General features: G+C 33.3%; 25 protein-coding genes. 22 read left to right on the top strand and 3 right to left on the bottom strand.

Annotated features, from left to right (window positions below):
* Positions 1 to 63: 63 nt before the first annotated feature.
* Positions 64 to 1782 (bottom strand): Rqc2 family fibronectin-binding protein, encoded by a 1719-nt coding sequence (locus ACFOZ1_RS05915; protein WP_390197052.1) that lies wholly within the window; start codon positions 1780 to 1782, stop codon positions 64 to 66.
* A 561-nt stretch (positions 1783 to 2343) separates the two neighbouring features.
* Between ACFOZ1_RS05915 and remA the strand changes: the two genes are divergently transcribed.
* The 13 genes from remA to spoVM all read left to right on the top strand — a co-directional run bounded on the left by remA (position 2344) and on the right by spoVM (position 14627).
* Positions 2344 to 2604 carry an extracellular matrix/biofilm regulator RemA gene (remA, locus tag ACFOZ1_RS05920; protein ID WP_390197054.1) on the top strand — a complete coding sequence of 87 codons (261 nt, stop codon included), beginning with the start codon at positions 2344 to 2346 and terminating at the stop codon, positions 2602 to 2604.
* 15 nt (positions 2605 to 2619) lie between these two features.
* Complete coding sequence (gene gmk, locus ACFOZ1_RS05925) at positions 2620 to 3234, top strand: guanylate kinase (protein WP_390197057.1); 615 nt, start codon at positions 2620 to 2622, stop codon at positions 3232 to 3234.
* Positions 3235 to 3236: 2 nt separating this feature from the next.
* Complete coding sequence (gene rpoZ, locus ACFOZ1_RS05930; protein WP_390197059.1) at positions 3237 to 3452, top strand: DNA-directed RNA polymerase subunit omega; 216 nt, start codon at positions 3237 to 3239, stop codon at positions 3450 to 3452.
* 57 nt (positions 3453 to 3509) lie between these two features.
* The gene (gene coaBC, locus ACFOZ1_RS05935; RefSeq protein WP_465253837.1) at positions 3510 to 4718 is read left to right on the top strand and encodes a bifunctional phosphopantothenoylcysteine decarboxylase/phosphopantothenate--cysteine ligase CoaBC; all 1209 of its coding nucleotides are present in this window, start codon (positions 3510 to 3512) and stop codon (positions 4716 to 4718) included.
* A 1-nt stretch (position 4719) separates the two neighbouring features.
* The gene (gene priA / locus ACFOZ1_RS05940; RefSeq protein WP_390197065.1) at positions 4720 to 7128 is read left to right on the top strand and encodes a primosomal protein N'; all 2409 of its coding nucleotides are present in this window, start codon (positions 4720 to 4722) and stop codon (positions 7126 to 7128) included.
* A 14-nt stretch (positions 7129 to 7142) separates the two neighbouring features.
* Positions 7143 to 8081 (top strand): methionyl-tRNA formyltransferase, encoded by a 939-nt coding sequence (fmt, locus tag ACFOZ1_RS05945; RefSeq protein WP_390197068.1) that lies wholly within the window; start codon positions 7143 to 7145, stop codon positions 8079 to 8081.
* Positions 8081 to 9454, top strand: coding sequence for a 16S rRNA (cytosine(967)-C(5))-methyltransferase RsmB (gene rsmB, locus ACFOZ1_RS05950; RefSeq protein WP_390197070.1), 1374 nt, complete (start codon positions 8081 to 8083; stop codon positions 9452 to 9454). Before fmt ends, rsmB begins: the two co-directional genes overlap by 1 nt.
* A gap of 5 nt (positions 9455 to 9459) precedes the next feature.
* Positions 9460 to 10215, top strand: a complete 756-nt coding sequence (locus tag ACFOZ1_RS05955) for a Stp1/IreP family PP2C-type Ser/Thr phosphatase (protein WP_390197072.1) — start codon at positions 9460 to 9462, stop codon at positions 10213 to 10215.
* Positions 10209 to 12224 carry a Stk1 family PASTA domain-containing Ser/Thr kinase gene (gene pknB / locus ACFOZ1_RS05960; protein WP_390197075.1) on the top strand — a complete coding sequence of 672 codons (2016 nt, stop codon included), beginning with the start codon at positions 10209 to 10211 and terminating at the stop codon, positions 12222 to 12224. Before ACFOZ1_RS05955 ends, pknB begins: the two co-directional genes overlap by 7 nt.
* A complete protein-coding gene (gene rsgA / locus ACFOZ1_RS05965) occupies positions 12225 to 13106 on the top strand; it encodes a ribosome small subunit-dependent GTPase A (protein WP_390197078.1) in 882 nt (293 codons plus the stop codon).
* Position 13107: 1 nt separating this feature from the next.
* Positions 13108 to 13758: a ribulose-phosphate 3-epimerase gene (gene rpe / locus ACFOZ1_RS05970; protein WP_390197080.1), complete on the top strand. Its 651-nt coding sequence runs from the start codon at positions 13108 to 13110 to the stop codon at positions 13756 to 13758.
* A 39-nt stretch (positions 13759 to 13797) separates the two neighbouring features.
* Entirely contained in the window at positions 13798 to 14433 is a 636-nt protein-coding gene (locus tag ACFOZ1_RS05975) for a thiamine diphosphokinase (protein WP_390197082.1), read from the top strand.
* 113 nt (positions 14434 to 14546) lie between these two features.
* Positions 14547 to 14627, top strand: a complete 81-nt coding sequence (gene spoVM / locus ACFOZ1_RS05980) for a stage V sporulation protein SpoVM (protein WP_390198077.1) — start codon at positions 14547 to 14549, stop codon at positions 14625 to 14627.
* A gap of 158 nt (positions 14628 to 14785) precedes the next feature.
* On the opposite strand, the gene rpmB is transcribed toward spoVM, so the two are convergent.
* A complete protein-coding gene (gene rpmB, locus ACFOZ1_RS05985) occupies positions 14786 to 14974 on the bottom strand; it encodes a 50S ribosomal protein L28 (RefSeq protein ID WP_390197085.1) in 189 nt (62 codons plus the stop codon).
* 337 nt (positions 14975 to 15311) lie between these two features.
* On the opposite strand from rpmB, the gene ACFOZ1_RS05990 reads away from it, so the two are divergent.
* From ACFOZ1_RS05990 to rnc, 9 genes are all read left to right on the top strand, one after another.
* Positions 15312 to 15671, top strand: a complete 360-nt coding sequence (locus tag ACFOZ1_RS05990; protein ID WP_390197087.1) for an Asp23/Gls24 family envelope stress response protein — start codon at positions 15312 to 15314, stop codon at positions 15669 to 15671.
* Positions 15672 to 15687: 16 nt separating this feature from the next.
* A complete protein-coding gene (locus ACFOZ1_RS05995; RefSeq protein WP_390197090.1) occupies positions 15688 to 17349 on the top strand; it encodes a DAK2 domain-containing protein in 1662 nt (553 codons plus the stop codon).
* Between the two features lie 135 nt (positions 17350 to 17484).
* Positions 17485 to 19518 carry an ATP-dependent DNA helicase RecG gene (recG, locus tag ACFOZ1_RS06000; protein ID WP_390197092.1) on the top strand — a complete coding sequence of 678 codons (2034 nt, stop codon included), beginning with the start codon at positions 17485 to 17487 and terminating at the stop codon, positions 19516 to 19518.
* 150 nt (positions 19519 to 19668) lie between these two features.
* A complete protein-coding gene (gene fapR / locus ACFOZ1_RS06005; RefSeq protein ID WP_390197095.1) occupies positions 19669 to 20262 on the top strand; it encodes a transcription factor FapR in 594 nt (197 codons plus the stop codon).
* Complete coding sequence (gene plsX, locus ACFOZ1_RS06010) at positions 20246 to 21250, top strand: phosphate acyltransferase PlsX (RefSeq protein WP_390197097.1); 1005 nt, start codon at positions 20246 to 20248, stop codon at positions 21248 to 21250. The genes fapR and plsX overlap by 17 nt, the downstream gene beginning before the upstream one ends.
* Before the next feature lie 3 nt (positions 21251 to 21253).
* Positions 21254 to 22198: an ACP S-malonyltransferase gene (gene fabD / locus ACFOZ1_RS06015; RefSeq protein WP_390197099.1), complete on the top strand. Its 945-nt coding sequence runs from the start codon at positions 21254 to 21256 to the stop codon at positions 22196 to 22198.
* 2 nt (positions 22199 to 22200) lie between these two features.
* A complete protein-coding gene (gene fabG, locus ACFOZ1_RS06020) occupies positions 22201 to 22941 on the top strand; it encodes a 3-oxoacyl-[acyl-carrier-protein] reductase (RefSeq protein ID WP_390197102.1) in 741 nt (246 codons plus the stop codon).
* 119 nt (positions 22942 to 23060) lie between these two features.
* Complete coding sequence (locus ACFOZ1_RS06025) at positions 23061 to 23294, top strand: acyl carrier protein (protein ID WP_390197104.1); 234 nt, start codon at positions 23061 to 23063, stop codon at positions 23292 to 23294.
* Between the two features lie 267 nt (positions 23295 to 23561).
* Positions 23562 to 24248, top strand: a complete 687-nt coding sequence (rnc, locus tag ACFOZ1_RS06030; protein ID WP_390197107.1) for a ribonuclease III — start codon at positions 23562 to 23564, stop codon at positions 24246 to 24248.
* Positions 24249 to 24314: 66 nt separating this feature from the next.
* Here rnc and ACFOZ1_RS06035 read toward each other — a convergent pair whose 3' ends face one another.
* Positions 24315 to 24539, bottom strand: a complete 225-nt coding sequence (locus ACFOZ1_RS06035; protein ID WP_390197110.1) for a DUF1128 family protein — start codon at positions 24537 to 24539, stop codon at positions 24315 to 24317.
* Positions 24540 to 24570 lie beyond the last annotated feature (31 nt).

The raw sequence follows: 24570 nt of genomic DNA on the forward strand, positions 1-24570 counted from the left end.
CAACCGCATAATATTACTTCTATCTTTTATATTTGTCATAAATAAACAAACCCCGACAAAATACTATTTTGAAGGGGTTTGTTTTAATTTAGATAAATAAGTATCATCAGGAGTAATATAAAGTGTTTTTTGCTGTTCATAAATAACAAAACCTGGTTTAGCGCCATTCGGTTTTTTTACGTGCTTCACTTGTGTATAGTCCACAGGCACAGTAGATGAGTGTTTAGATTTACTGTAATTTGCTGCTAATTGTGCTGCTTCAAATAATGTTTGCTCTGAAGGATGATCATGTTTAATCACGACATGTGATCCTGGTATGTCCTTTGTGTGTAACCAGATATTATTTTTTTTAGCTAACTTATTTGTCAAATAATCATTTTGCTTGTTGTTTCTACCAACAAGAATTTCCGTACCATCAGAAGAAAAGTACAATTCTGGTGTTGGTTTGTTTGTCATTTTTTTCTTCTTGTTCTTATCTACGCGCTTTTTTAAATAGCCTTGTTCTTGTAACTCTTCTCTTATTTCTTCGATATCCACTTCGCGTGCAGATTCAATTTGTGAAATGATTTCATCTAAATAAGCAATCTCTTCTATTGCTTTTTTCTTTTCTTCTGTTACCATTTCTTTAGATTTTTTTAATTTATGATACTTTTTAAAAAAGTTCTGTGCATTTTCGCTAGGTGTTTTATGTGGATTTAGTGTAATCGATTTTGTTGACTGATTCGGATCATAATAATCAACTACTTCAATAGATGTATCACCAAAATTTACTAGATGCATGTGAGCAGTGAGTAATTCTCCGCTATGCTTATAATGTTCCGCATTCTTTGCATCTTCTAATGTCATATCAAGCTTCTCTAATTTTCGTTCATTTTTCTTTATTTCGTTCGCTAGAAAACGTAATAAATCACCAGCTTTTTGCTTCACTCTGTCACGCTCTGCTTTACCTGAGTAAAAATCATCAAGCATTTCACTAACAGTTGTATACTGTTTCACTTGTCCAGTAACAGATTGTAACGGTAGAACATAAAAATATCGTTTTTTAGCTTCAATGATTTGTGGAGAAAATTCATTGTTAATAATTGTTTCAATCAATTGTTCAAAAACTTGTTTATATACAGAAATTTGATTTAAACCAGCACGAAATATTATTTCATTCGCTAGTAATGGGGAGATGCCCATATATTGTTGAACAATTTGTTTGTCTTTTTTTCCTGAATTAAAATCTATTTTTTTGATGAATGTATCACCATCTATTGACAGTGGATTTATTTTCCCCTGATTTGGAGGAGCAATATACGTACTACCAGGCATAATACTACGATGCCTATTGAATGCAGTAGAAATATGTTTAATGCTATCAATAATCACATTTCTTTCTATATCAACTAAAATAATATTACTGTGTTTCCCCATTAATTCGATTATCAATCTTTTTTGACTTATATCACCAATCTCATTCTTTGTTTCGATATCCATATGAATAATACGTTCATTTTCAATTTGTTTGAATTCTTTAATAAAAGAACCATTTAGATATTTTCTTAACATCATACAAAACATGCTAGGTTCTTGTGGATTCTCATATTTGTCATTTGTTATATGGATTCGTGCATAACTAGAATGGGAAGAAAGTAACAATTGTTTATTCTTTCCGAATTGTCGTACTGTTAATATAATTTCATGCATCGTAGGTTGATATACTTTTAAAATTCGACCAGAACTTATTTCCTGATTCAATTCGTGTACGATTGCTCTTGTTACAATTCCATCAAACGCCATAATTATCACCTCATCCATCTATTATACCATGAACATACACAAATGAAACGAACACCAATTTTTTTTACGCTTATCATGAGTTTTTTATCTAACGTTTATGTACCATCATTCCTGTTTATAATAATGAAGAAATAGCAATTTTTGTTTTGGTTCATCATTAAATAAATTAAAACAGTTCACTCATGAGATCACATATAATGATAAAATATTCAAAAATAGATAGAAAATAAATTAAAATGGTTGGGTGAACGAAGAAATATTGTTATAATAGAGTATCAGGAACATATACATAAGAGATTCATCCAAAATCTTCAATATACTGCAACTTTTGATTGCTCCCAAGTGTATGGAATATATCCCTGCGTATTAATTAAAACGCATAGACATTTAATGTATGTACGTTATTAAAGAGAGAACTTCCTATAGTTGGGTTTTAATCAATTGATGTAAGTTCAAACAAAAAAGATAGTAATCAAATGTTTTGTAGAGATAGTAGAAACAACGATGAAGTTTTTGCTTAATACAATATCTTTTTTTATATATCACAAGGGGGAGCACTAAGTGAGTTTAAAATTAATTAATATCGGTTTTGGTAATGTTGTTTCAGCTAATCGAATCATATCTATCGTGTCACCTGAATCCGCGCCGATAAAACGTATTATTACTGTAGCTAGAGAAAATAATAAACTTGTTGACGCAACATATGGACGAAGAACTAGAGCTGTAATTATTACAGATAGTGATCATGTTGTATTATCTGCAGTTCAACCTGAAACTGTTGGGCAACGTGTACTTAGTCATGATGAAATTAGTGAAGAATAAGTAGGAGGAGCTATTTTGATTAAAGAAAAAGGTATTTTGTTTGTACTATCAGGACCATCCGGAGTAGGGAAAGGAACCGTTAGAAAAGCTTTATTTGAACAGGACACGAATTTAAAATACTCTATTTCAATGACAACACGTAATATACGTGAAGGAGAAAAAGATGGTGTAGATTATTTCTTTCGTACACATGATCAATTTAAAGAAATGATTGAACAAAATAAATTGCTTGAACATGCGGAATATGTAGGTAATTACTATGGAACTCCGAAGCAATATGTAGAAGAAATGATAGAAAAAGGACACGATGTCTTTTTAGAAATTGAAGTACAAGGAGCAATGCAAGTAAAACAAAACTTCCCTCAAGGTGTGTTTATCTTTTTAATTCCACCTAGTTTGGAAGAATTAAAAAATCGTATTCAAGACAGAGGAACAGAGTCAGAAGAATTAATTGCAAGTAGATTACAAGAGGCACGAAATGAAATTGAAATGATGGAGTCGTATGATTATGTTGTTGTAAATGATACAATAGATCATGCAGTAAAAAAAGTGCAAGCAATTGTTCAAGGAGAACATTGTAAAAAGGAAAGAGTAGCAAAACAATACAAAGCATTATTGGAGGGAAATTAATTATGATATTAGAACCATCAATTGACAAATTACAATCAAAAATTAATTCAAAATATACATTAGTTACATTAGCTGCAAGAAGAGCTAGACAAATTCAAGATACAAAAGTACATCAAATTGAAAATCCTAAAGCTGCTACATTTGTTGGAGTAGCGCTTGAAGAAATCCTTGAGGAAAAGTTATCAATTGAGCCAGGTTCAGAAGGATTAGAAGATTAAGAACGTTCCCTCGCAGTGCAGTTGCTTGCGAGGGTTTCTTCTATACATGAAAGGATGATGGATTTGTTACACGGGAAAAAAATACTTTTAGGTGTTTCTGGAGGAATTGCTGTTTATAAAGCAATTGATTTAACAAGTAAATTAACACAAAAAGGTGCCGATGTAAAAGTAGTCATGACAAATGGTGCAACGAAATTTGTAACACCATTAGCATTTCAAGCTATCTCTAGAAATGATGTTTATACAGATACCTTTGATGAAAAAGACCCTGAGAAGATTAGTCATATTGATTTGGCTGATTGGGCAGACCTTATTATCCTTGCACCAGCAACAGCGCATTTAATCGGTAGAATTGCAAATGGCCTGTGTGATGATTTATTAACAACGATTTTGACAGCAACACAACGAGAAGTATTGGTTGCACCAGCAATGAATGTCAATATGTATCAAAATAAAGCAGTGCAGGAAAATCTGAGCAAATTAGCATCATTTGGTTATAAATTTATAGAGCCAAGTGAAGGATATTTAGCATGTGGGTATGTTGGAAAAGGTCGTTTAGAAGAACCGATAAATATTGTCAAAGCAATTGAAAAGCATTTTGAACCGAAGATTTTACCATTAAAAGGTAAGAAAGTTCTAATATCTGCAGGACCTACACAAGAAACAATTGATCCAGTGCGTTACTTTACGAATAGATCATCAGGAAAAATGGGATATGCTATTGCACAAGTAGCAATGGAGATGGGAGCAGAGGTTCATTTAGTCTCTGGACCGACTTCTATCACACCACCTACGAGTGTTCATGTCTATCAAGTGAAGTCAGCAGACGAAATGTTTGAACAAATAACTAAATTATATAATGATATGGATATTATTATAAAATCAGCTGCAGTAGCAGATTATCGCCCGAAAGAAACATTTAATAACAAACTCAAAAAAAATGATCAAAATTTAGTTATTGAGTTTGAACGAACAAAAGACATCTTGAAATATTTAGGGGAGCATAAATTAAACCAATACTTAGTTGGTTTTGCTGCAGAGACAGATCATGTTCTAGAGTACGGAAAAAATAAACTGGTGAACAAAAATCTTGATGCAATTGTAATCAATGATATTAGTAATAAAGAGATAGGCTTTCAATCTGATTATAATGAAGTTATTATTTTAACAAAATCAGGAAAACAAATAAAATTAGATAGACAAAGGAAAACAGATGTTGCTTATCAATTATTGACAAGTATTAGCGAAGAATTAAGGATGGATTAGTATGTCAGTTGCAAAAGTCGTTGTCGATGTACCTTCAAGTCAAATTAACCATACATTTGATTATAAAATCCCTGAAAAATATGAAGCATTATTAAAAGTTGGAATGAGAGTCACCATTCCATTTGGTCCTCGAAAAATCATGGGATTTGTTATAGAAATAGTGCCGACATCAGATGTGAAAAGACTTAAAGAAATTGAAGCAATTATGGATATAACCCCTGTTCTAACGAAAGAATTATTGCAATTAGGTAAGTGGATGGCTGACCAAACAGTTAGTTTGTATATTCAAGCGTATCAAGCGATGCTCCCAAGAGTATTAAAAGCTAAGTACAAAAAAGAAATCGAAAAATTAACAGATATCGAATTAACGGCATCTCTTAAGCAAATGTTTGCAGGGCGAGATTTCATTACATTTGAGGAGTTTGAAGAGAACAAAGGAAATTATGCGGAATTATTGCATGCATTAAAAGAAGGATACATTCAAATTAATTATATTGTAGAATCTAAAGAAACATCCAAAAAAGCTCTATTTATCGATATGGCAAAAGAACAGCATTTATTAGAAGAAGCTTTCATTGATTTACCTAAAAATGCAAAAAAACAACAAGAAGTATTACAGTATTTCATTTCCAATCCTACTGAAATAGAACAAAAAAAGCTTATTGAAAAATGTAAAACAACACCTCATACAATACAATTATTAATAGAGAAAGGCTTGTTAAAGAAAACTCTAAAAAAAGTGTATCGTGATCCTTTTGCTAACACTAATTTTCAAAGTACTACTGCGTTACAGTTAAGTGAGCAACAAAGAAAAGCAATTGAACCTATATGGAAATCGATTGATAACAATTATAATGAGACATTTTTGCTACATGGTGTAACAGGAAGTGGGAAAACAGAAGTTTATTTACAATCGATAGAAAAAGTGATTAAACTCGGGAAAGAAGCGATTGTGTTAGTACCAGAGATTGCACTTACACCGCAGATGGTGAAACGTTTTAAGGGGAGATTTGGTGACGATGTAGCTGTATTACATAGTGGATTGTCACCAGGTGAAAGATTTGATGAATGGACAAAAATACAAAAAAAAGAAGTGAAAGTCGTAGTAGGGGCACGCTCTGCTATTTTTGCACCTTTTGAGAAATTAGGCATAATTATTATAGATGAAGAACATGAGACGAGTTACAAACAAGAGGAACAACCTCGATATCATGCAAGAGAAATTGCCAAATATAGAGGGGAGTATCATCAGTGTCCTGTTGTATTAGGTAGTGCAACACCATTGTTAGAGTCATTTGCCCGAGCAAAAAAAGGTGTCTATACATTGCTAGAAATGACAAGTAGAATGAACGAACAACAAATGCCACCAGTAAAAATTATAGATATGCGAGAAGAGTTGCATGCCGGAAATCGTACAATGTTCTCTAGAGAATTAGTGCAAGCAATTAAGAATCGAATCGAGAGAAATGAGCAAGTAGTATTATTTCTTAATCGGAGGGGACATTCTACCTTTGTGATGTGCCGAGAATGTGGAGATGTTGTCAAATGTCCATCATGTGATATCGCATTAACTTATCATAAAAGTTCTTATCAATTGAAGTGCCATTATTGTGATTATCAAATACCTATGATTCAAGAATGTAAAGAATGTCAAAGTAAACAAATTCAATATTTTGGAACAGGAACACAAAAAGTAGAAGAATCCTTGTTAGAAGTCATACCAGAAGCGAAAATTGTTAGAATGGATGTAGACACAACTCGTAGAAAAGGTGCTCATGAGAAATTATTGACTATATTTCAAGAAAAAAGAGCTAATATTTTATTGGGGACACAGATGATTGCAAAGGGGCTAGATTTTGAAGATGTGACATTAGTTGGTGTATTGGCTGTTGATTCAATGTTAAATTTGCCTGACTTCAGAGCATCTGAAAAAACTTTTCAATTGTTAACACAAGTAAGTGGACGTGCAGGTAGACATAAATTGCCTGGTGAAGTAATTATGCAAACATATTCCACAGAGCATTATGCTGTTCAACTTGCAAGTCAATATAACTACGAACAATATTTTTTACATGAGATGCAGATGCGCAAATCTTTTCATTACCCTCCTTATTATTATTTAACATTAATTAATGTATCTCATCAGGATGAACTAAAAGTGCAAGAAGTAACCAAAATGATTTCACGTTTATTATTAAAGCATTTATCTGGTGATGCAACAATCCTTGGACCAACACCTTCACCAATCGTACGAATAAATAATAGATATCGGTATCAGTGCATGATAAAATATAAAGATGAACCTAATCAAAGAGAAATTATACGAAAAATATTACAATATTATCATGATGACATACAAAAAAATAATTTAATGATACAGGTTGATTTTGAACCATATCAATTAATGTAAGTGGGGTTAATTAAATGAAAAAAATCGTATTTATGGGAACACCAGATTTTGCTGTGCCTGTATTAGAAAGTTTAATAAGAAATGAAGAGTATCATATTGAATTAGTTGTTACACAACCAGATCGACCAAAAGGAAGAAAGAGAATACTAACACCACCTCCAGTAAAAGTAATTGCAGAAAATCATAACATCCCAGTTTTTCAACCAGAGAAAATTAAAAATGACTTTGATCCAATTAAAAGGATTGAACCAGATTTAATTGTAACAGCAGCATTTGGACAACTTCTACCTAAACCTTTACTTGATATACCTAAATATGGTTGTATTAATGTCCATGCTTCTTTATTACCAAAACTTAGAGGTGGAGCACCTATCCATTATTCTTTATTAGAAGGTCATGAAAAAACTGGGATTACAATTATGTATATGGCAGAAAAATTAGATGCTGGTGATATTATTAGCCAAAAAGAAGTAGTAATAGAAGAAAATGATAATGTAGAAACATTGCATAATAAATTATCAAAAATAGGTGCAGATTTATTGATTCAGACATTACCATCTTTATTTACTAGTAATATAACTCCATTCAAACAAAATGAACAAGAGGCAACATTTGCACCAAATATAAGTAGAGAACAAGAAGTAATAGATTGGAGTAGAAATCAAAGAGACATATTTAACCATATACGAGGACTTTGTCCATGGCCGGTTGCATATACAAAGTGGAACAATCATACAGTGAAAATTTGGCAAGCTTGTATTTCTAACAATACAGATAATGGTGATCCTGGTGAAGTTCTATCGATTTCAGAAGACGCTATAATAGTAGCAACAGGAGATGGAAAAGCAATAGAAATTACGGAATTACAACCAGCAGGTAAAAAGAAAATGCATGTTGCCGATTTTGTAAGAGGTATTGGTAGTAAAATGCAAGTAGGAGAGAAGCTAGGGTAATGAAGAATGAAAATCAGAGACTACGAGACATTGCATTAGACATATTATTAACAATCGGCGAAAGTGGAGGGTTTAGTCATTTAGTAATTGATCAAAAATTAAAAAAAAGTCAATTAGAGCTAAGAGACAAAGCATTATTGACGGAATTAGTTTATGGAACAATGCAACATAAGCTTACATTGCAATATTATACAAATTATTTTGTGAAAAAACCTGAGAAAATGAAAAATTGGGTGAAATGGCTGTTTTATTTATCCATTTACCAAATGGAATATCTTGAGAAAATACCTGATCACGCAATTATCCATGAATCTGTCGAAATTGCTAAAAATAGAGGCCATAAAGGGATAGCTAATTTAGTGAATGGTGTTCTTCGTACAATACAGAGAAATGGATTACCTGACTTAAACAACATTACTGATCTGATTGAACGATTAAGTATTCAAACAAGTCACCCTTATTGGTTGGTAAAAAGATGGTTTTTACAATTTGGCGAAGAAATTACAAGAGAAATGTGCGAAACCAATACGGCACATAAGCAAATGTCTATTCGAGTTCAACCATTAAAAATAAGAAGAGATGAATTAATGAAGCAATTGGAAAATGATGGCATTCATACGAAAACATCTCCAATAAGTGATCAAGGTATGATTATAGAAGAAGGAAATGTTCTAAATCATGAGACATTTCAACAACATTTCTTTACAGTACAAGACGAAAGTTCCATGCTTGTTGCAGAACTAATGGATATCAAACAAGGTATGACAATTTTAGATTCTTGTAGTGCGCCTGGAGGAAAAACAACACATATTGCTGAAAAAATGCAAGATAATGGAGAAATTTATGCGTACGATTTACATGAGAAAAAAGCAAAGTTAGTCGCTAAAAAAGCAAAAGAACTCGATTTAACATGTATTCAAGTTGGTCAAAAAGATGCGAGAAAATTACAAGAAACACATAGCAAAGAAACATTTGATCGAATACTAGTGGATGCGCCATGTTCAGGCTTAGGTGTGTTAAGAAGTAAACCTGATATAAGGTACAACAAAAAGGAAGAAGATATACATCAATTAGCTCGTATACAAAAAGATATTTTGACGCATGTTCTACCATTATTAAAAAAAGATGGAAAGTTAGTTTATAGTACATGTACTGTGGATAAAGAAGAAAATGAACAAATGATTCAGTCTTTCTTAGATGAAAATCCTGAATATAAAATAGATTCTAGTTTTTTTGAGGAACTACCAGAAGTGTTAAAGTCTGCAAAAGGCAGAACACAATTTGGTATTCAAATTTTTCCACAAGACTTAGATAGCGATGGCTTTTTTATTACGAGAATCATGTATCAAGATAATTCCAATGTCTCGAGGTGAGCGGTGTGAAAGGGTATAAACGGTCCGATATTGGTAAAGTACGTCGGGTGAATGAGGATGCGACAACGATCGTTGAATCATCAGAATCCATATTTGCTATTGTTGCAGATGGTATGGGAGGGCATCAAGCAGGAGATGTCGCTAGTAAATTGACCATAGACTCATTGCAACAGTTATGGAAAGAAAAAGAGATAGAGTTACTCAACAGAGATGAGACGAAAATATGGTTAATGGATGCAATAAAACAAACGAATCGAGCGATATTAAATTATGTAAAAGAAAATGTCCATTTAAAAGGGATGGGTACAACTGTAGTCGCAGCAATTAGTACGAGAGAATATTTTATTGTTGCACATATTGGTGATAGTAGAGCTTATGTATTAGATGAGCATTCGATTTCACAAGTAACCAAAGATCACTCGTTAGTTGGAGAATTGGTTAGATCTGGTCATTTAAGTGAAGAGGATGCACTTTTTCATCCTAAAAAAAATGTGATATTAAAGGCTTTAGGAACAGATGAAGAAGTGGAACCAGATATATATATAAGTGATTGGAACGAGAAGAAACTACTTTTATTGTGTACAGATGGTTTAACAAATAAAATTACAGACAATGAACTATATGAAAAACTGAGTAAAAATTGTACGCAGCAAAAGATTGAGGAATTAATTCATATCGCAAATGAGCGTGGTGGTGAAGATAATATAACTATTGCAGTTATTGACCATCAATTAGAGAGTGCTGGTGATACCACGTGTTAGAAGGAAAAATATTAAGTGAAAGATATAAGATTAAAAAAATGATAGGCGGCGGCGGAATGGCTAATGTCTATTTAGGAACTGATCTTATCTTAAAAAGAGATGTAGCAATCAAAGTCTTACGATTAGAATATGCAAATGATGAAGAATTTATTTCACGTTTTCATAGAGAAGCACAATCTGCAACAACTCTGTCCCATCCAAATGTAGTGAGCATCTATGATGTCGGTGAAGAAAACCAAATCTACTATATGGTGATGGAATATATTGATGGAATGACGTTAAAGCAATACATTCAGTTGCATGCACCAATGGAAGTAGAAGAAACCATTGATATCATGAAACAATTAGCATCCGCGATTCGACATGCGCATGAATTTGGTATTATCCATCGAGATATAAAGCCTCAAAATATGTTGATAGATCAATACGGAACCGTCAAAGTAACAGATTTTGGTATTGCAACAGCATTAAGTGCAACAGCATTGACTCAAACGAACTCAGTGTTAGGATCGATTCATTATTTATCACCTGAACAGGCAAGAGGTGGAAAGGCGAATCAAAAATCAGACATCTACTCATTAGGTATTGTGATGTTTGAAATGCTGACAGGAACATTGCCTTTTTCTGGACAATCACCTGTGTCGATTGCTCTTAAACATTTACAAAGAGAAATTCCTTCTGTACGAGAATGGAATCCTAATATACCGCAATCTGTGGAAAATATTATTCTTATCGCAACAACAAAAGATCCATTACATAGGTATCAACATATGATGGATATGGAACATGCATTAGACCAAGCGTTAGATCCAAGTCAATTATTTAGTGAAAAATATGTGATTCCACCAAACGATGATGAATTGACTAAGGCTATACCTATTATTACAAATGCGGATCAAGCACAAGAAGAAATAATTGATGATGAGCAGACAGTGAAGCATGTGATTAATAATAACAAGTCGGGAAAAGAAAAAAATCTTACAAAAGAAACGAAGAAAAGTAAAAAACCGAAGAAAAAGAAGAAAGTAATGATTACAATAATTAGTCTTGTTGTGATTTTGCTAGGTGCTAGTCTAGTAGCACTGTTTCTGCTTCCAGGATTATTTCAACCGAAAGATGTTACTATCCCTAATGAACTTGTAGGTAAACCTATTGATGAGGTAGAAGACGAATTAATCAGTCTTGGATTAGAAGTCACAAAAGAAAAAGAAACAAGTGAGGAAGTTCAAGCAGATCATGTCACAAGAACAAATCCGTCTGAAGGTCAAGTCGTTAAAGAAGGAAGAGAAATAACGGTATATGTTAGTGAAGGTCCTAAAAAAGTAACGATGAAAGACTATGTTGGAAAAGACTTTGACAGAACAAAAGAGTTATTAGAAGAAAGTGGCTTTCAAGTAATTAAATATGATGTATTTAGCGAGGACCCAATTGGAATGATTGTCTCACAACATCAACCCAATCCTGACGAAGAAGTCGTACCAAATGAAACAACTGTGATATTTGAAGTTAGCATGGGTGAAAAAACATTTAGCTTAAATCGATTAATTGGTCTATCGATAGAAGAAGCAACAGAGTATATAAATGATAACAATTTGTCTTTAACAATTGATGAAGTATACCATGATGAAATCGAAGCAGGGCATGTGATTGAGCAGAAACCAAGTGCAAATGCAGAAGTGGTAGATGGTGAGATGATTACACTGACTGTATCCAAAGGACCTGATGAACCCGCTCAAGTTACACATACTGAATCTTTTACAGTACCATATACGTATAAACCAACTGATGAGGAAGAACAAGAAAAGCCTCAATCGGTTAGTATTTATGTAGAAGATGTAAATAATCGCATGCAAGAATTATATGAAGAAGTAACTTTAATTACAGAAGATACAACTTTTGAAATAGAATTAACGATTGCAAAAGATGATGTAGCATCATATAAGGTGATTAGAGATGACCAAGTACTTATTGAGAAAACAATCAAATATGAAGATGTAAAGGGTGAGTAAATGCCTAAAGGTAGAATAATGAAAGCATTAAGCGGTTTTTATTATGTAGAATCAGACGGTAATCTATACCAGTGTAGAGGTCGTGGCGTATTCAGGCAACGCAAAGTTACACCGCTTGTAGGAGATTTTGTGGAATTTGAAATTAGTGGTAACGAAGAGGGATACATTCAAGTAATAGAAGATAGAAAAAATGAACTTGTGAGACCACCTATTGCGAATGTAGATCAAACAATTATTGTTTCATCATTAATAGAGCCAGTCTTAAGTTTAAATTTATTAGACAAATTTCTAGTTATGGTGGAAGCAAAACAGATACGTCCATTATTGTTTTTCACGAAAAAAGATTTACTCACAGAGGATGAGTTAGTGAATTGGATGAATAAATTAAACTATTATCAAAATATAGGATATTCCATCAATTTCTTATCAGCAAAAGAAGAGGACTTGGATATTAAGTTAGCTACATATTTATCGAACAAAGTATCCGTTTTTGCTGGCCAATCAGGTGTTGGAAAATCTTCCTTATTAAATAGTTTAATACCTGGATTAGAATTAGGAACAAATGAAATCTCTGAAAGCTTAGGTCGTGGTAAGCACACGACAAGACATGTAGAATTAATCTCGTACCGCAATGGATGGATTGCAGATACTCCAGGGTTTAGTGCCCTGGACTTTCAACAGTTAGACTTAGAAGATTTGCCAATATGCTATCCTGAATTTGTTGAATTAAGTAAGAATTGTAAATTCAGAGGTTGTATGCACATAAAAGAACCAAAATGTGCAGTCAAAGAAGCAGTGGACAATGGCGAGATACTTGCAGAAAGATACGATAATTATTTACAATTTGTAGATGAAATTAAACAACGGAAGCCGAGGTATTAACATGACAGTAAAGATAGCACCATCAATATTATCTGCTGATTTTGGAAAGTTAAATGAAGAGGTACAAGAAGTAGCGATGGCTGGAGCGGACTATATTCATATTGATGTGATGGATGGACATTTTGTTCCAAATATAACAATTGGTCCATTAATCGTATCAGCGATTCGCAAAACAACTGATGCAATATTTGATGTCCATTTAATGATTGAGAATCCGGATCAATATATTGAAGCATTTGCAGAAGCTGGAGCTGATATTATTACAGTTCATTATGAAACGTGTCCACACTTACACAGAACACTAAAACTAATTAAGGATAATGGTAAAAAAGCAGGAGTAGTTATTAATCCTGCAACTCCTGTAGAAATGATTAAACCAATTATACATGAGGTAGACTTAGTTTTATTCATGACAGTGAATCCGGGTTTTGGTGGTCAGGAATTTATTCCTGAAGTGTTAGATAAAGTAAAACAAGCTGTTACTTGGCGAACAGAGTTCAACTTGCATTTTGAAATAGAAGTAGATGGTGGAGTTAATGAAGTGACAGCTAAATTGTGCAAAGAAAGCGGTGTGGACATTTTAGTTGCAGGTAGTGCGGTTTTTAATCAAAAAGATAGAAAAAAAGCAATAGATGTAATCAGAAATGCTTGATAAGAAGACATATAGAGTGTTTAGAAAGGATTTAAATCAATGAACATTGCAATTGTTGCAGGGGGAACGATTCATTCATTAGACTTACTCCATAACTATCATAGGCAAATCGATGTGTGGATTGGTGCAGATCGTGGTGCATTTGTTATCTTAGAAGCAAATATAGAGCTAGACTATGCCGTTGGAGATTTTGATTCTGTTTCTGAAACGGAACGAGAAGAGATATCCCATAAAGCAAAAAAGATGTTTACATTTCCAAAAGAGAAAGATGAAACAGACCTTGATCTTGCGGTAAAGCTAGCACTTGAAAATAATCCATCACAGTTGTATTTCTTTGGTGTAACAGGTGGGCGTTTAGATCATGAATTGGTAAATATTCAGTTGCTTTATCGATTGCTATGTATGAATATTAGTGGAATAATTGTAAACGAACAAAATGAAGTAACGATGTACTTGCAAGGTGATTATCGTGTGGATAAGGGTGATCATTATATCTCATTTATTCCTTTTTCAAATCAAGTGAAAGGTTTAACTTTAGATGGGTTCCAATATCCATTAATAAATCAAACAATTGAGTGGGGATCAACATTATGTATCTCAAACAAAATTATTGGAAAGTTTGGTACTTTTTCATTTACTGAAGGCATATTAATAATGATAAAGAGTGTCGAGTAAGTATATTTCAATCAATGAAAATTTAGCAAACATCCCATTACACAGACAACTAATACTATCGCCACAGTCATTTGTTTGAGAAGTCGCTTTTTCATATGATGAGGAGGGATATAATGAGGTTCTACACGATCAAACTCCCGAAATTCTTAGGTGGTTTTATTCGGGCGTTATTAGGTTCAGGTAATAAACGTTAGTTGTTTTAAGGGTTAAAATGAATGTTGCGGATTATATAACTTTTATCATTTATAACAAAGGCACAAAATAAAAATGACTTAAATATGAGTAAGAATCCATTCAAAGAATAGAAAAAAGGCTCCAAGATTGGAGCCTTTTTCTACAAACATATCATAAATTATACGCGTTCTACTTTTCCAGATTTTAACGCACGAGCTGAAACATACACGCGTTTAGGTTTACCATCAACCATGATGCGAACTTTTTGTACGTTAGCTTTCCAACTACGTTTGTTTGCATTCATAGCGTGAGAACGACTATTCCCTGCAGTCGTTTTACGACCAGTAACGACACATTTACGACTCATCAAAAATCCCTCCTACCTTACACTAACTGTTTACATACTTATATAATTTATCATAAAATATACTACTTTGCAATTTATTATTAATAAATTCATATATGATATTAGTTATAAGTAGATTTTTGAGTATGTATAACAGTAAAGTATCTATAATTCGGTAAATAAAATTCCCTTTCTGAACTGTTTCATGCTACATATGTAATAGCTAAATTTCTTCTCAAAAATACTTCATTTATGGTATGATGCTTGACAGGAAAAGTTTTTTCATACATTCTATAATGGATAACATGTTTCTTATAAACTTAGATTAAGTCCAATCTTCATATAGGAGGTTAGCAATATGTCAATTGAGCTAAAAACAAATGATGGAATGATTACAATTACAAATGATGTAATCGCAACTGTTGCAGGTGGGGCTGCTATTGAATGTTACGGAATTGTGGGAATGGCATCAAAAAAACAGCTTCGAGATGGTATTGCAGAAATTCTCCGTAAAGAAAATTTTGCAAAAGGAATAGTCGTACGTCAAGAAGAAGAGTTACATATTGATATGTACATTATTGTGAGTTATGGAACAAAAATATCAGAAGTCGCACATAACGTACAATCGCAAGTTAAATATAATCTTGAAAAAACATTAGGTTTACAAATTAAATCAATTAATATATATATTCAGGGTGTGCGTGTAAGCCAAGATTAAAGGGAGGAAGTCAGAAGTGACGCTAACAAAAATTGATGGAGCTACATTTGCTCAGATGGTGCTTGCTGGGGCTCATCATTTAACAAATAATGCTGATAAAATTGATGCATTGAATGTGTTTCCGGTGCCTGATGGTGATACTGGAACAAATATGAATTTATCCATTACATCAGGTGCAAATGAAGTGAAGAAATTAAACAACGAATCAGTAACTGTTGTTGCTAATGCATTTGCCAAAGGTTTATTAATGGGAGCACGTGGTAATTCAGGTGTAATTCTTTCACAGCTTTTTAGAGGTTTTTCTAAAGGGATTGAAGGGAATGAATATTTAGACATAGCTGGATTTGTTCAAGCTTTAGAAAGTGGTGTAAATACCGCATACAAGGCTGTAATGAAACCCGTTGAAGGTACGATCCTTACAGTAGCAAAAGATACTGCAAAAGAAGCAAAAGAAATTGCAAAAAGTGAAGAAGATCTAATTGTGTTTATGGAAAAAGTAGTCCAAGCTTCTAAAGCATCATTGAAAAGAACGCCTGACTTACTACCAGTATTAAAGGAAGTTGGAGTAGTTGATAGTGGTGGACAAGGGTTAGTTGTAATTTATGAAGGCTTCCTAGCTGCGTTAAAAGGGGAAGAATTACCTCAAAATACTGGACAAGATACAATGGATTTAGAAGACCTTGTACATGCTGAACATCATAAACAAGCGCAAGATTTCATGAATACAGAAGATATTGAATTTGGTTATTGTACAGAATTCATGGTTAGGTTTGAAGAAGAAAAATTAAAAGAACATCCTTATGATGAAGAGAAGTTTAGAGAAGAATTAAGTGCACATGGTGATTCCTTATTAGTTGTGTCAGATGATGAAATTGTAAAAGTACACATCCACGCAGAGTATCCAGGAGATGTTTTTAATTTAGGTCAGAGATTTGGAAGTTTTATTAATTTGAAAGTGGAAAACATGCGTGAACAGCATTCTAAAATTGTGGACAAAGAGCAAAATAGTCAAAAGAAGAAAAAGCCATTCGGAATAGTAACTGTAGCTATGGGTGATGGTATTACAGAGCTTTTTAAGAGTTTAGGTGCATCTGTTGTGATTCAAGGTGGACAAACAATGAATCCGAGTACGCAAGATTTAGCAAATGCTATTATAGAGGCACATGCTGATCATGTAATTATTTTACCGAATAATAAGAATATAGTGATGGCAGCAGAACAAGCTGCTGAATTATCTGATGTCAATGTGAAAGTAGTACCGACAAAAACGATTCCACAAGGAATGGCATCTTTACTAGTTTTTGAACCTGATGCTAGTCTAGAAGAAAATCATAAACAAATGTTAGAAGCAAGTACTACAGTAAAATCTGGACAAATTACGTATGCTGTTAGAGATACTCAAATCGATGGTATTACTATTCAAAATGGTCATTTCATGGGGTTAGCTGATGGAAAAATTAAAACATCCAATCAGTCAAGATTACAAGTGGTAAAAGATTTACTTTCAGAAATGATTGATGAAGATGATGAAATTATTACTATTTTGAGTGGAGAAGAAGCAACAGAAGACGAAGAAACTGAAATTATACAATTTATCGAGCAAAACTATCCAGAAGTGGAAGTGGAGTTACATCAAGGGAACCAACCTATTTATTCATATATATTCTCTATAGAATAATTGAAAGAATTGGATGTTTCCATGTATGTATTTGATAACCGAACTTTATCTAAATCAAAGATAAAGTTCGGTTTTTTCGCCAAGGAATCTAAATAGAGATAAGTCTTCATCATTTAAAGGAGAGGGAGTAAATAAGTGAATCAAGAAAGTTTAGGTAACATTAAAGGAATTGGTCCTAAAATGCTAGAGAAGTTGCAAGAATTAGGGATTTTCACATTACATGATTTAATGATGTATTTTCCAAATCGATATGATCACTATGAGCAAAAACCTTTATATGAACTAGTTCATGAAGATAAAGTTACGATTGTTGGAGAGGTGATGCATCAACCAGTTATTCAATTTTATAACCGGAAAAAATCGAAACTAACTGTTTCAATTAAAGTGGAGAATTCTGTAGTTAAAGCTGTTCTATTTAATCGTGCCTTTGCTAAAAACCATTTTGAAGTCGGAGAGGTATTTACATTCAGTGGAAAATGGGATCAGCACCGTTTACAAATTACTGTCGATCAGTTTAAAAAAGGGACAATGGAAGAGAATTCGCCTATTAGCCCTATATATCCATTAAAAGGGAATATCAAAAATAATCAAATAATTAAAGTTATGACACAAGTTTTGAGTGAGCAGATTGACTCAATTGAAGAGATTTTACCAGTTAACTATTTAAAAGATTATAAATTACCAATTCGCAAGGAAGCTTTTCAATCCATCCATTTTCCTCCTGACTTTGTACATCTAAAGCACGCTAAAAGAAGGTTTATATATGAAGAATTTCTTCTCTTTCAACTTAAAATGCAATTACTAAGAAAAAAGAATAAAGAAGTAACTAAAGGTAACCAACATAATTATAATGTGGAAAAAGTAAATCAGTTGATAAACAAAATGCCATTTCATCTTACAAATGCCCAACAAAGATCTTTGAAAGAGATTTTGGAAGACTTACATTCTCCGTATCGAATGAATCGTCTACTTCAAGGTGATGTAGGTTCAGGTAAGACTGCAATTGCAATTATTAGTCTGTATGCTGCTATCACTGCAGGCAAACAAACAGCATTCATGGTACCTACAGAAATTTTAGCAGAACAACACGAAAAATCATTACGTCAATTATTACCTGAAGATGTCATTATTGAACGATTAACAGGGTCTGTGAAAGGAAAAAAGAGAAAAGAAGTAGCACAAAATTTAGAAGCAGGTATCATAAATGTTGTAATTGGTACACATGCTTTAATTCAAGAAGACGTGCATTTTGCAAATTTAGGCTATATTGTGATTGATGAACAACACCGATTTGGTGTACAACAACGAAATACGTTGAAAGAGAAGGGTATACTTGCAGATTGTTTGTTTATGACAGCAACACCTATTCCGAGAACACTGTCCATTACGGCATTTGGAGATATGGATGTTTCAAAGATTGATGAAATGCCTGTTGGACGTAAAGCGATAAAAACATATTGGATTAAAGAAAATATGATGCAAAGAGTACTCTCATTCATTGATAAAGAACTAGCGAATGGTGCACAAGCATATGTAGTTTGTCCATTAATAGAAGAATCAGATAAGTTAGATATTCAAAATGCTGTAGATTTATACTTTCAATTACAAGAAGTGTATAAAGATAAATGGAAAGTAGGTTTGATGCACGGCCGATTAAATAATGATGAAAAAGAAAGAGTAATGCATTCTTTTACAGAAAATGAAACACAAATTTTGGTATCAACAACAGTGGTAGAAGTTGGAGTAAATGTACCTAATGCAACTGTCATGATGATACAAGATGCAGATAGATTTGGCTTATCCCAACTACATCAATTAAGAGGTAGGGTTGGAAGAGGAGATAAACAAAGTTATTGTATATTAGTAGCTAATCCTAAAGGAGACACAGGTAGAGAACGAATGAGAATTATGACAGAAACTACCGATGGTTTTGTATTAGCAGAAAAAGATTTAGAATTACGTGGTCCTGGAGATATTTTTGGTATAAAGCAAAGTGGGCTTCCGGATTTTAAATTAGGTGATTTAGCTCATGATTATCGAGCGCTAGAGACTGCCAGAAATGATGCAATAGATATTATTTTTCACCACCGATTACGAGAAGAAGAATTTCAACCTCTGTTGAAATATTTAAAAATAAACTTCGATTATTCTAAAGAAATATTAAACTAGAATCACTTGCAAATTACATCGTGGTATTATATATTACTATTAGTACCTAGTCATAAAATTGTCGATTAGATACTTCTTCAATTCATACATTTATATAATAATATATAGTATCAATGGATAAAGCTACTGCTTTAGATAGGCGGTGAAGATGTGAAAAAATCAAAAAAAGAACGTCAAAAAGAATTAATAGAAACAATTAAGGACCAGCCCTTTATTACAGATGAAACATTGGCGAAATCATTTCATGTCAGTATTCAAACAATACGATTAGATCGAATGGAATTGAATATACCTGAATTACGTGAAAGAATTAAATCTGTTGCAACATCTAACTGGAATGAAACAGTAAAAGCACTCCCAATCGATGAAGTAATCGGAGAAATAATTGATTTAGAATTGGATAAACGTGCAATCTCTATATTAGATATTAAAGAAGAACATGTTTTTTCACGGAATAAGATTGCGAGGGGACATCATTTGTTTGCACAGGCAAATTCTTTAGCTGTCGCAGTGATTAATGATGAACTTGCATTGACAACGAATGCAACAATAAAATTTACAAGACAAGTAAATGTTGGCGAAAGAGTGATTGCGAAGGCATATTTAAAGAAAGTGCTAAAGAAAAATCGTGCCATTGTAGAAGTGACAAGTACAGTTGAAAATGAACCCGTATTTAAAGGTGAGTTTGAAATGTTTAGATCTAACCAAGAGAAAGAGGGAAATAAAAATGAGAATAGCAATTGACGCAATGGGCGGTGACAATGCTCCAAAAGAAATCGTTTTAGGTGCAATAAAGGCTGTGAAAGAGTTTGATGATTTAGAAATTACCCTCATTGGTGACGAACAACAAATTAAACAGTATGTAAAAGGAACCTTACCTAATATTTCTATCTTACATACAAATGAACAAATAACAAGTGAAGATGAACCAGTCAAAGCGGTTAGACGAAAAAAAAATGCCTCTTTAGTATTAATGGCGAATGAAGTAAGAGATGGTCGTGCTGATGCCTGTATTTCGGCAGGTAATACAGGCGCATTAATGAGTGCAGGATTATTCGTAGTAGGCAGGATAAAAGGGATTGATCGACCAGCATTAAGTCCTACATTACCGACAACGAATGGGGAAGGATTCTTATTATTAGATGTCGGTGCAAATGTCGAAGCAAAACCACAACATTTGTTGCAATATGGAATTATGGGATCTATTTACATGGAAAAAGTACGTAATATTACAAATCCAAGAGTCGGGTTATTGAATGTTGGTACAGAAAATGGAAAAGGTACAGAGTTAACAAAAAAAGCATTTGAATTATTGAGCAATGCTCCTATACATTTTATTGGGAATGTAGAAGCAAGAGACTTATTGAATGGTGTTGCAGATGTAGTAGTCACAGACGGATTTAGTGGAAATGTTGCTCTAAAAACAATTGAAGGAACAGCTTTAACTTTATTCTCTATGTTAAAAGATAAATTTATGTCTTCTACTAAAACGAAATTTGCAGCAATGCTTGCAAAATCTGAATTACGTAATTTAAAAGGTCAATTGGATTATTCTGAATATGGTGGTGCTGCTTTATTTGGTTTAAAAGCACCAGTTGTAAAAGCACACGGGTCTTCCAACGAACAAGCTATATATAGTGCAATCAAACAAACGATGCATATTGTGAACAAAGATGTGATTACAAAAATAGAAACAGATGTACAACATTTACCAAAGCAAGGAGAGATGTAATCTATGAAGAAAATCGCTTTTGTATATCCAGGACAGGGATCACAAGCTGTAGGAATGGGAAAAGATTTTTACGAAAAATACAGTCTAGTTAAAGAAATGTTTGATCATGCAAATGAAATGGTTGGATATGATTTAACTTCATTGATGTTTGAAGGACCGAATGAGAAGTTAACGGAAACACAAAATGCACAACCTTCTTTATTGCTAATGAGTGCTGCGATTACAGCACTATTACAGAAAGAACAGATTACCCCTTTTTTAACTGCTGGTCATAGTTTAGGTGAGTATAGTGCGTTAGTTGCTTCAAATGCTATTTCTTACACAGATGGTGTTCAATTAGTACATAAACGTGGACAATTAATGGAAAATGCGTATCCTAAAGGACAAGGAAGCATGGCAGCTGTTTTAGGCTTGGAGTTACAAGGATTAAAGGATGCTTTAGAAGAAATCAAGCAACAATCGGATGAAGTTATTGATATTGCCAATTTAAATTGTCCTGGTCAAATTGTTATTTCAGGAACAAAATCAGCTATCGAAAAATCTGTGGATTTCTTAAAAGAAAAAGGTGCAAAAAGAGTGATTCCATTACAAGTGAGTGGGCCATTCCACTCAAGTTTAATGAAGCCAGCTGCAGAAGAATTTTCTGAAGAAATTGACAAGCTAGAATGGAATGACGCTGAAATTCCTGTGATTGCAAATGTTACAGCTAGTGAAGTAACAGATAAAACAACAATAAAAGATTTGTTAGTAAAACAATTGTATTCTCCAGTTCGATTTGAAGAAACGATTAACTTGATTCTAGAAAAAGACGTGGATGCAATTGTGGAAGTAGGTAATGGGAAAGTATTAGCTGGTTTGGTTAAGAAAGTAAATCGAAGAACAACGACATTCTCAATTGGAGATGTGGAATCATATCAATCATTTGTAAAATGGGCAAAGGAGGAATAGGAATGTTAGCAGGGAAAGTAGCACTTGTAACAGGTGGATCACGAGGAATTGGTAGTGCAATTGCTAAATTATACGCACAGAATGGTGCAAAAGTTGCAATTAATTATGCAGGAAATGATGAGAAGGCACAAGCAGTTGTTGATGAGATTGTTGCAAATGGTGGAGAAGCAATAAAGATTAAAGCAAATGTCAGTGATGAAACAGAAGTGAAAGGCATGATAAAAGAAGTAATTGGAACTTTTGGCCAATTAGATATTTTAGTGAATAATGCTGGTATTACTCGTGATAATTTATTAATGCGAATGAGTGAAGATGATTTTGATGCAGTAATCAACACAAATCTAAAAGGTGTATTTGTTTGTACGAAGTCTGTGACACGTCAAATGATGAAACAGCGAAGTGGAAGAATTATAAATGTTTCATCCGTTGTAGGTATTAGTGGGAATGCTGGTCAAGCTAATTATGTTTCAGCAAAAGCTGGTGTTATCGGACTAACAAAAACGACAGCTAAAGAATTAGCGCAACGTAATATCTTAGTAAATGCAATTGCACCTGGATTTATTGAGACAGACATGACTGATCAATTAACAGAAGACCAAAAAATGCAAATGCTAGGATTGATACCACTTCAAAAGTTAGGTCAAGCTCAAGATGTAGCGAATGTAGCGCTATTTTTAGCATCTGACCAATCAAATTATATTACAGGGCAAACCATCCAAGTTGATGGTGGAATGGTCATGTAACGAGAAGAATAGGTTTAATAAGACTACGTACTATATCCGTTCTTCATCACATAAATATAATAAATCTGGTTGCGTTGTTTTAAGATAAACTGCTATACTTTGAAAGGGGGTGACATACAATGTCAGATACATTCGAAAAAGTAAAACAAATCGTAGTTGATCATTTAGATGTAGAAGAGGAAAAAGTAACTCTTGAAGCATCATTTAAAGATGATTTAGAAGCAGATTCTTTAGATGTAGTAGAACTTGTGATGGAATTAGAAGATGAGTTCGATTTAGAAATCGCTGATGAGGATGCAGAGAAGATTGCCACAGTAGGAGACGCTGTTAACTACATAGAGAGCAATCGTTAATTAAAACAAAAGCGAAAGCGTCCGATTAGAAACGTAGTGACTGGAGTGAAACAACAGAGATAAAGGAATCACGATGAGCTTGCGAATCGATGATGACTTATTGTAAGTTGATTCGCGAAGTCACCTAGTTTCTGGACGCTTAAGCTGGATGATACAAAAGCGAAAGCGTCTGTTTAGAAATGAAATAATCAAGAAGCCTTACTATAGTAAGGCTTCTTGTACAAAAGTAATTGGAATCGTTTTATATTCAGTAGGTAGGTGAGAATAGTGTCTGATTTTAGTGCATTACAAAGTAAGCTTGGTATTCATTTTAATAATGAGAGTATGTTGAGACAAGCTTTTACACATTCATCTTATGTAAATGAGCATAGAAAAAAGAAACTTTCTGATAATGAAAGATTAGAATTTCTAGGTGATGCTGTTTTAGAATTAGGAATATCTCAATATTTGTATAGAGAATTTACTGAGATGGAAGAAGGAGACTTAACAAAATTGCGCGCATCGATCGTATGTGAACCTGCCTTGGTACAATTTGCGAGAAGTCTTGAATTTAACAAATATGTATTACTTGGGAAAGGTGAAGAAATGACGGGTGGTCGCAACCGGCCTGCATTACTTGCTGATGTATTTGAAGCTTTTATTGGAGCATTATATTTAGATCAAGGATATGAGCAAGTAATCGCATTTTTAAAGAAATATGTGTATCCAAAAATTACTACCGGTGCTTTTTCGCATACGATGGATTATAAAAGTCAGCTACAAGAAATGGTGCAACAATTTAAGAATAAAGTAGTAGAATATGAGATAGCTGAAGAACGAGGACCAGCCCATGATAGAGAATTCTATGCAATTGTTACTATCAACAATAAAATTGCCGGAAAAGGACTTGGTCGTACAAAGAAAGAAGCAGAACAAAGAGCTGCAAAAGAAGCATTAGATGATTTACATAAATAAACATGAGATGAGAAACCCGTACATTCCAGATGTACGGGTTTTAATCAAATCAAAATTATTTTGTAGTTAAGAAATGCGATGTGTTTTTAACTCTTCAATAAAGGCGTTTGTTTCCGCAACAGTTAAGCCGCCTTTCATTTTTAATAAATCATACAATGACTTAATCTCTTCGTAATTTTCTAGTTTATAATGTTTAGGGTCTAACAATGATGCATTTACAACGTTTAACATCTTCGCCATTTCATTAATCATAAACTCAAAATTATCTTCATTTTTAATCGATAAATCCAAACCTAACAACTCCAATTCTGATTGCTTGTAT

The organism is Gracilibacillus marinus, assembly GCF_042651725.1.
Taxonomy (GTDB): domain Bacteria; phylum Bacillota; class Bacilli; order Bacillales; family Amphibacillaceae; genus Gracilibacillus; species Gracilibacillus marinus.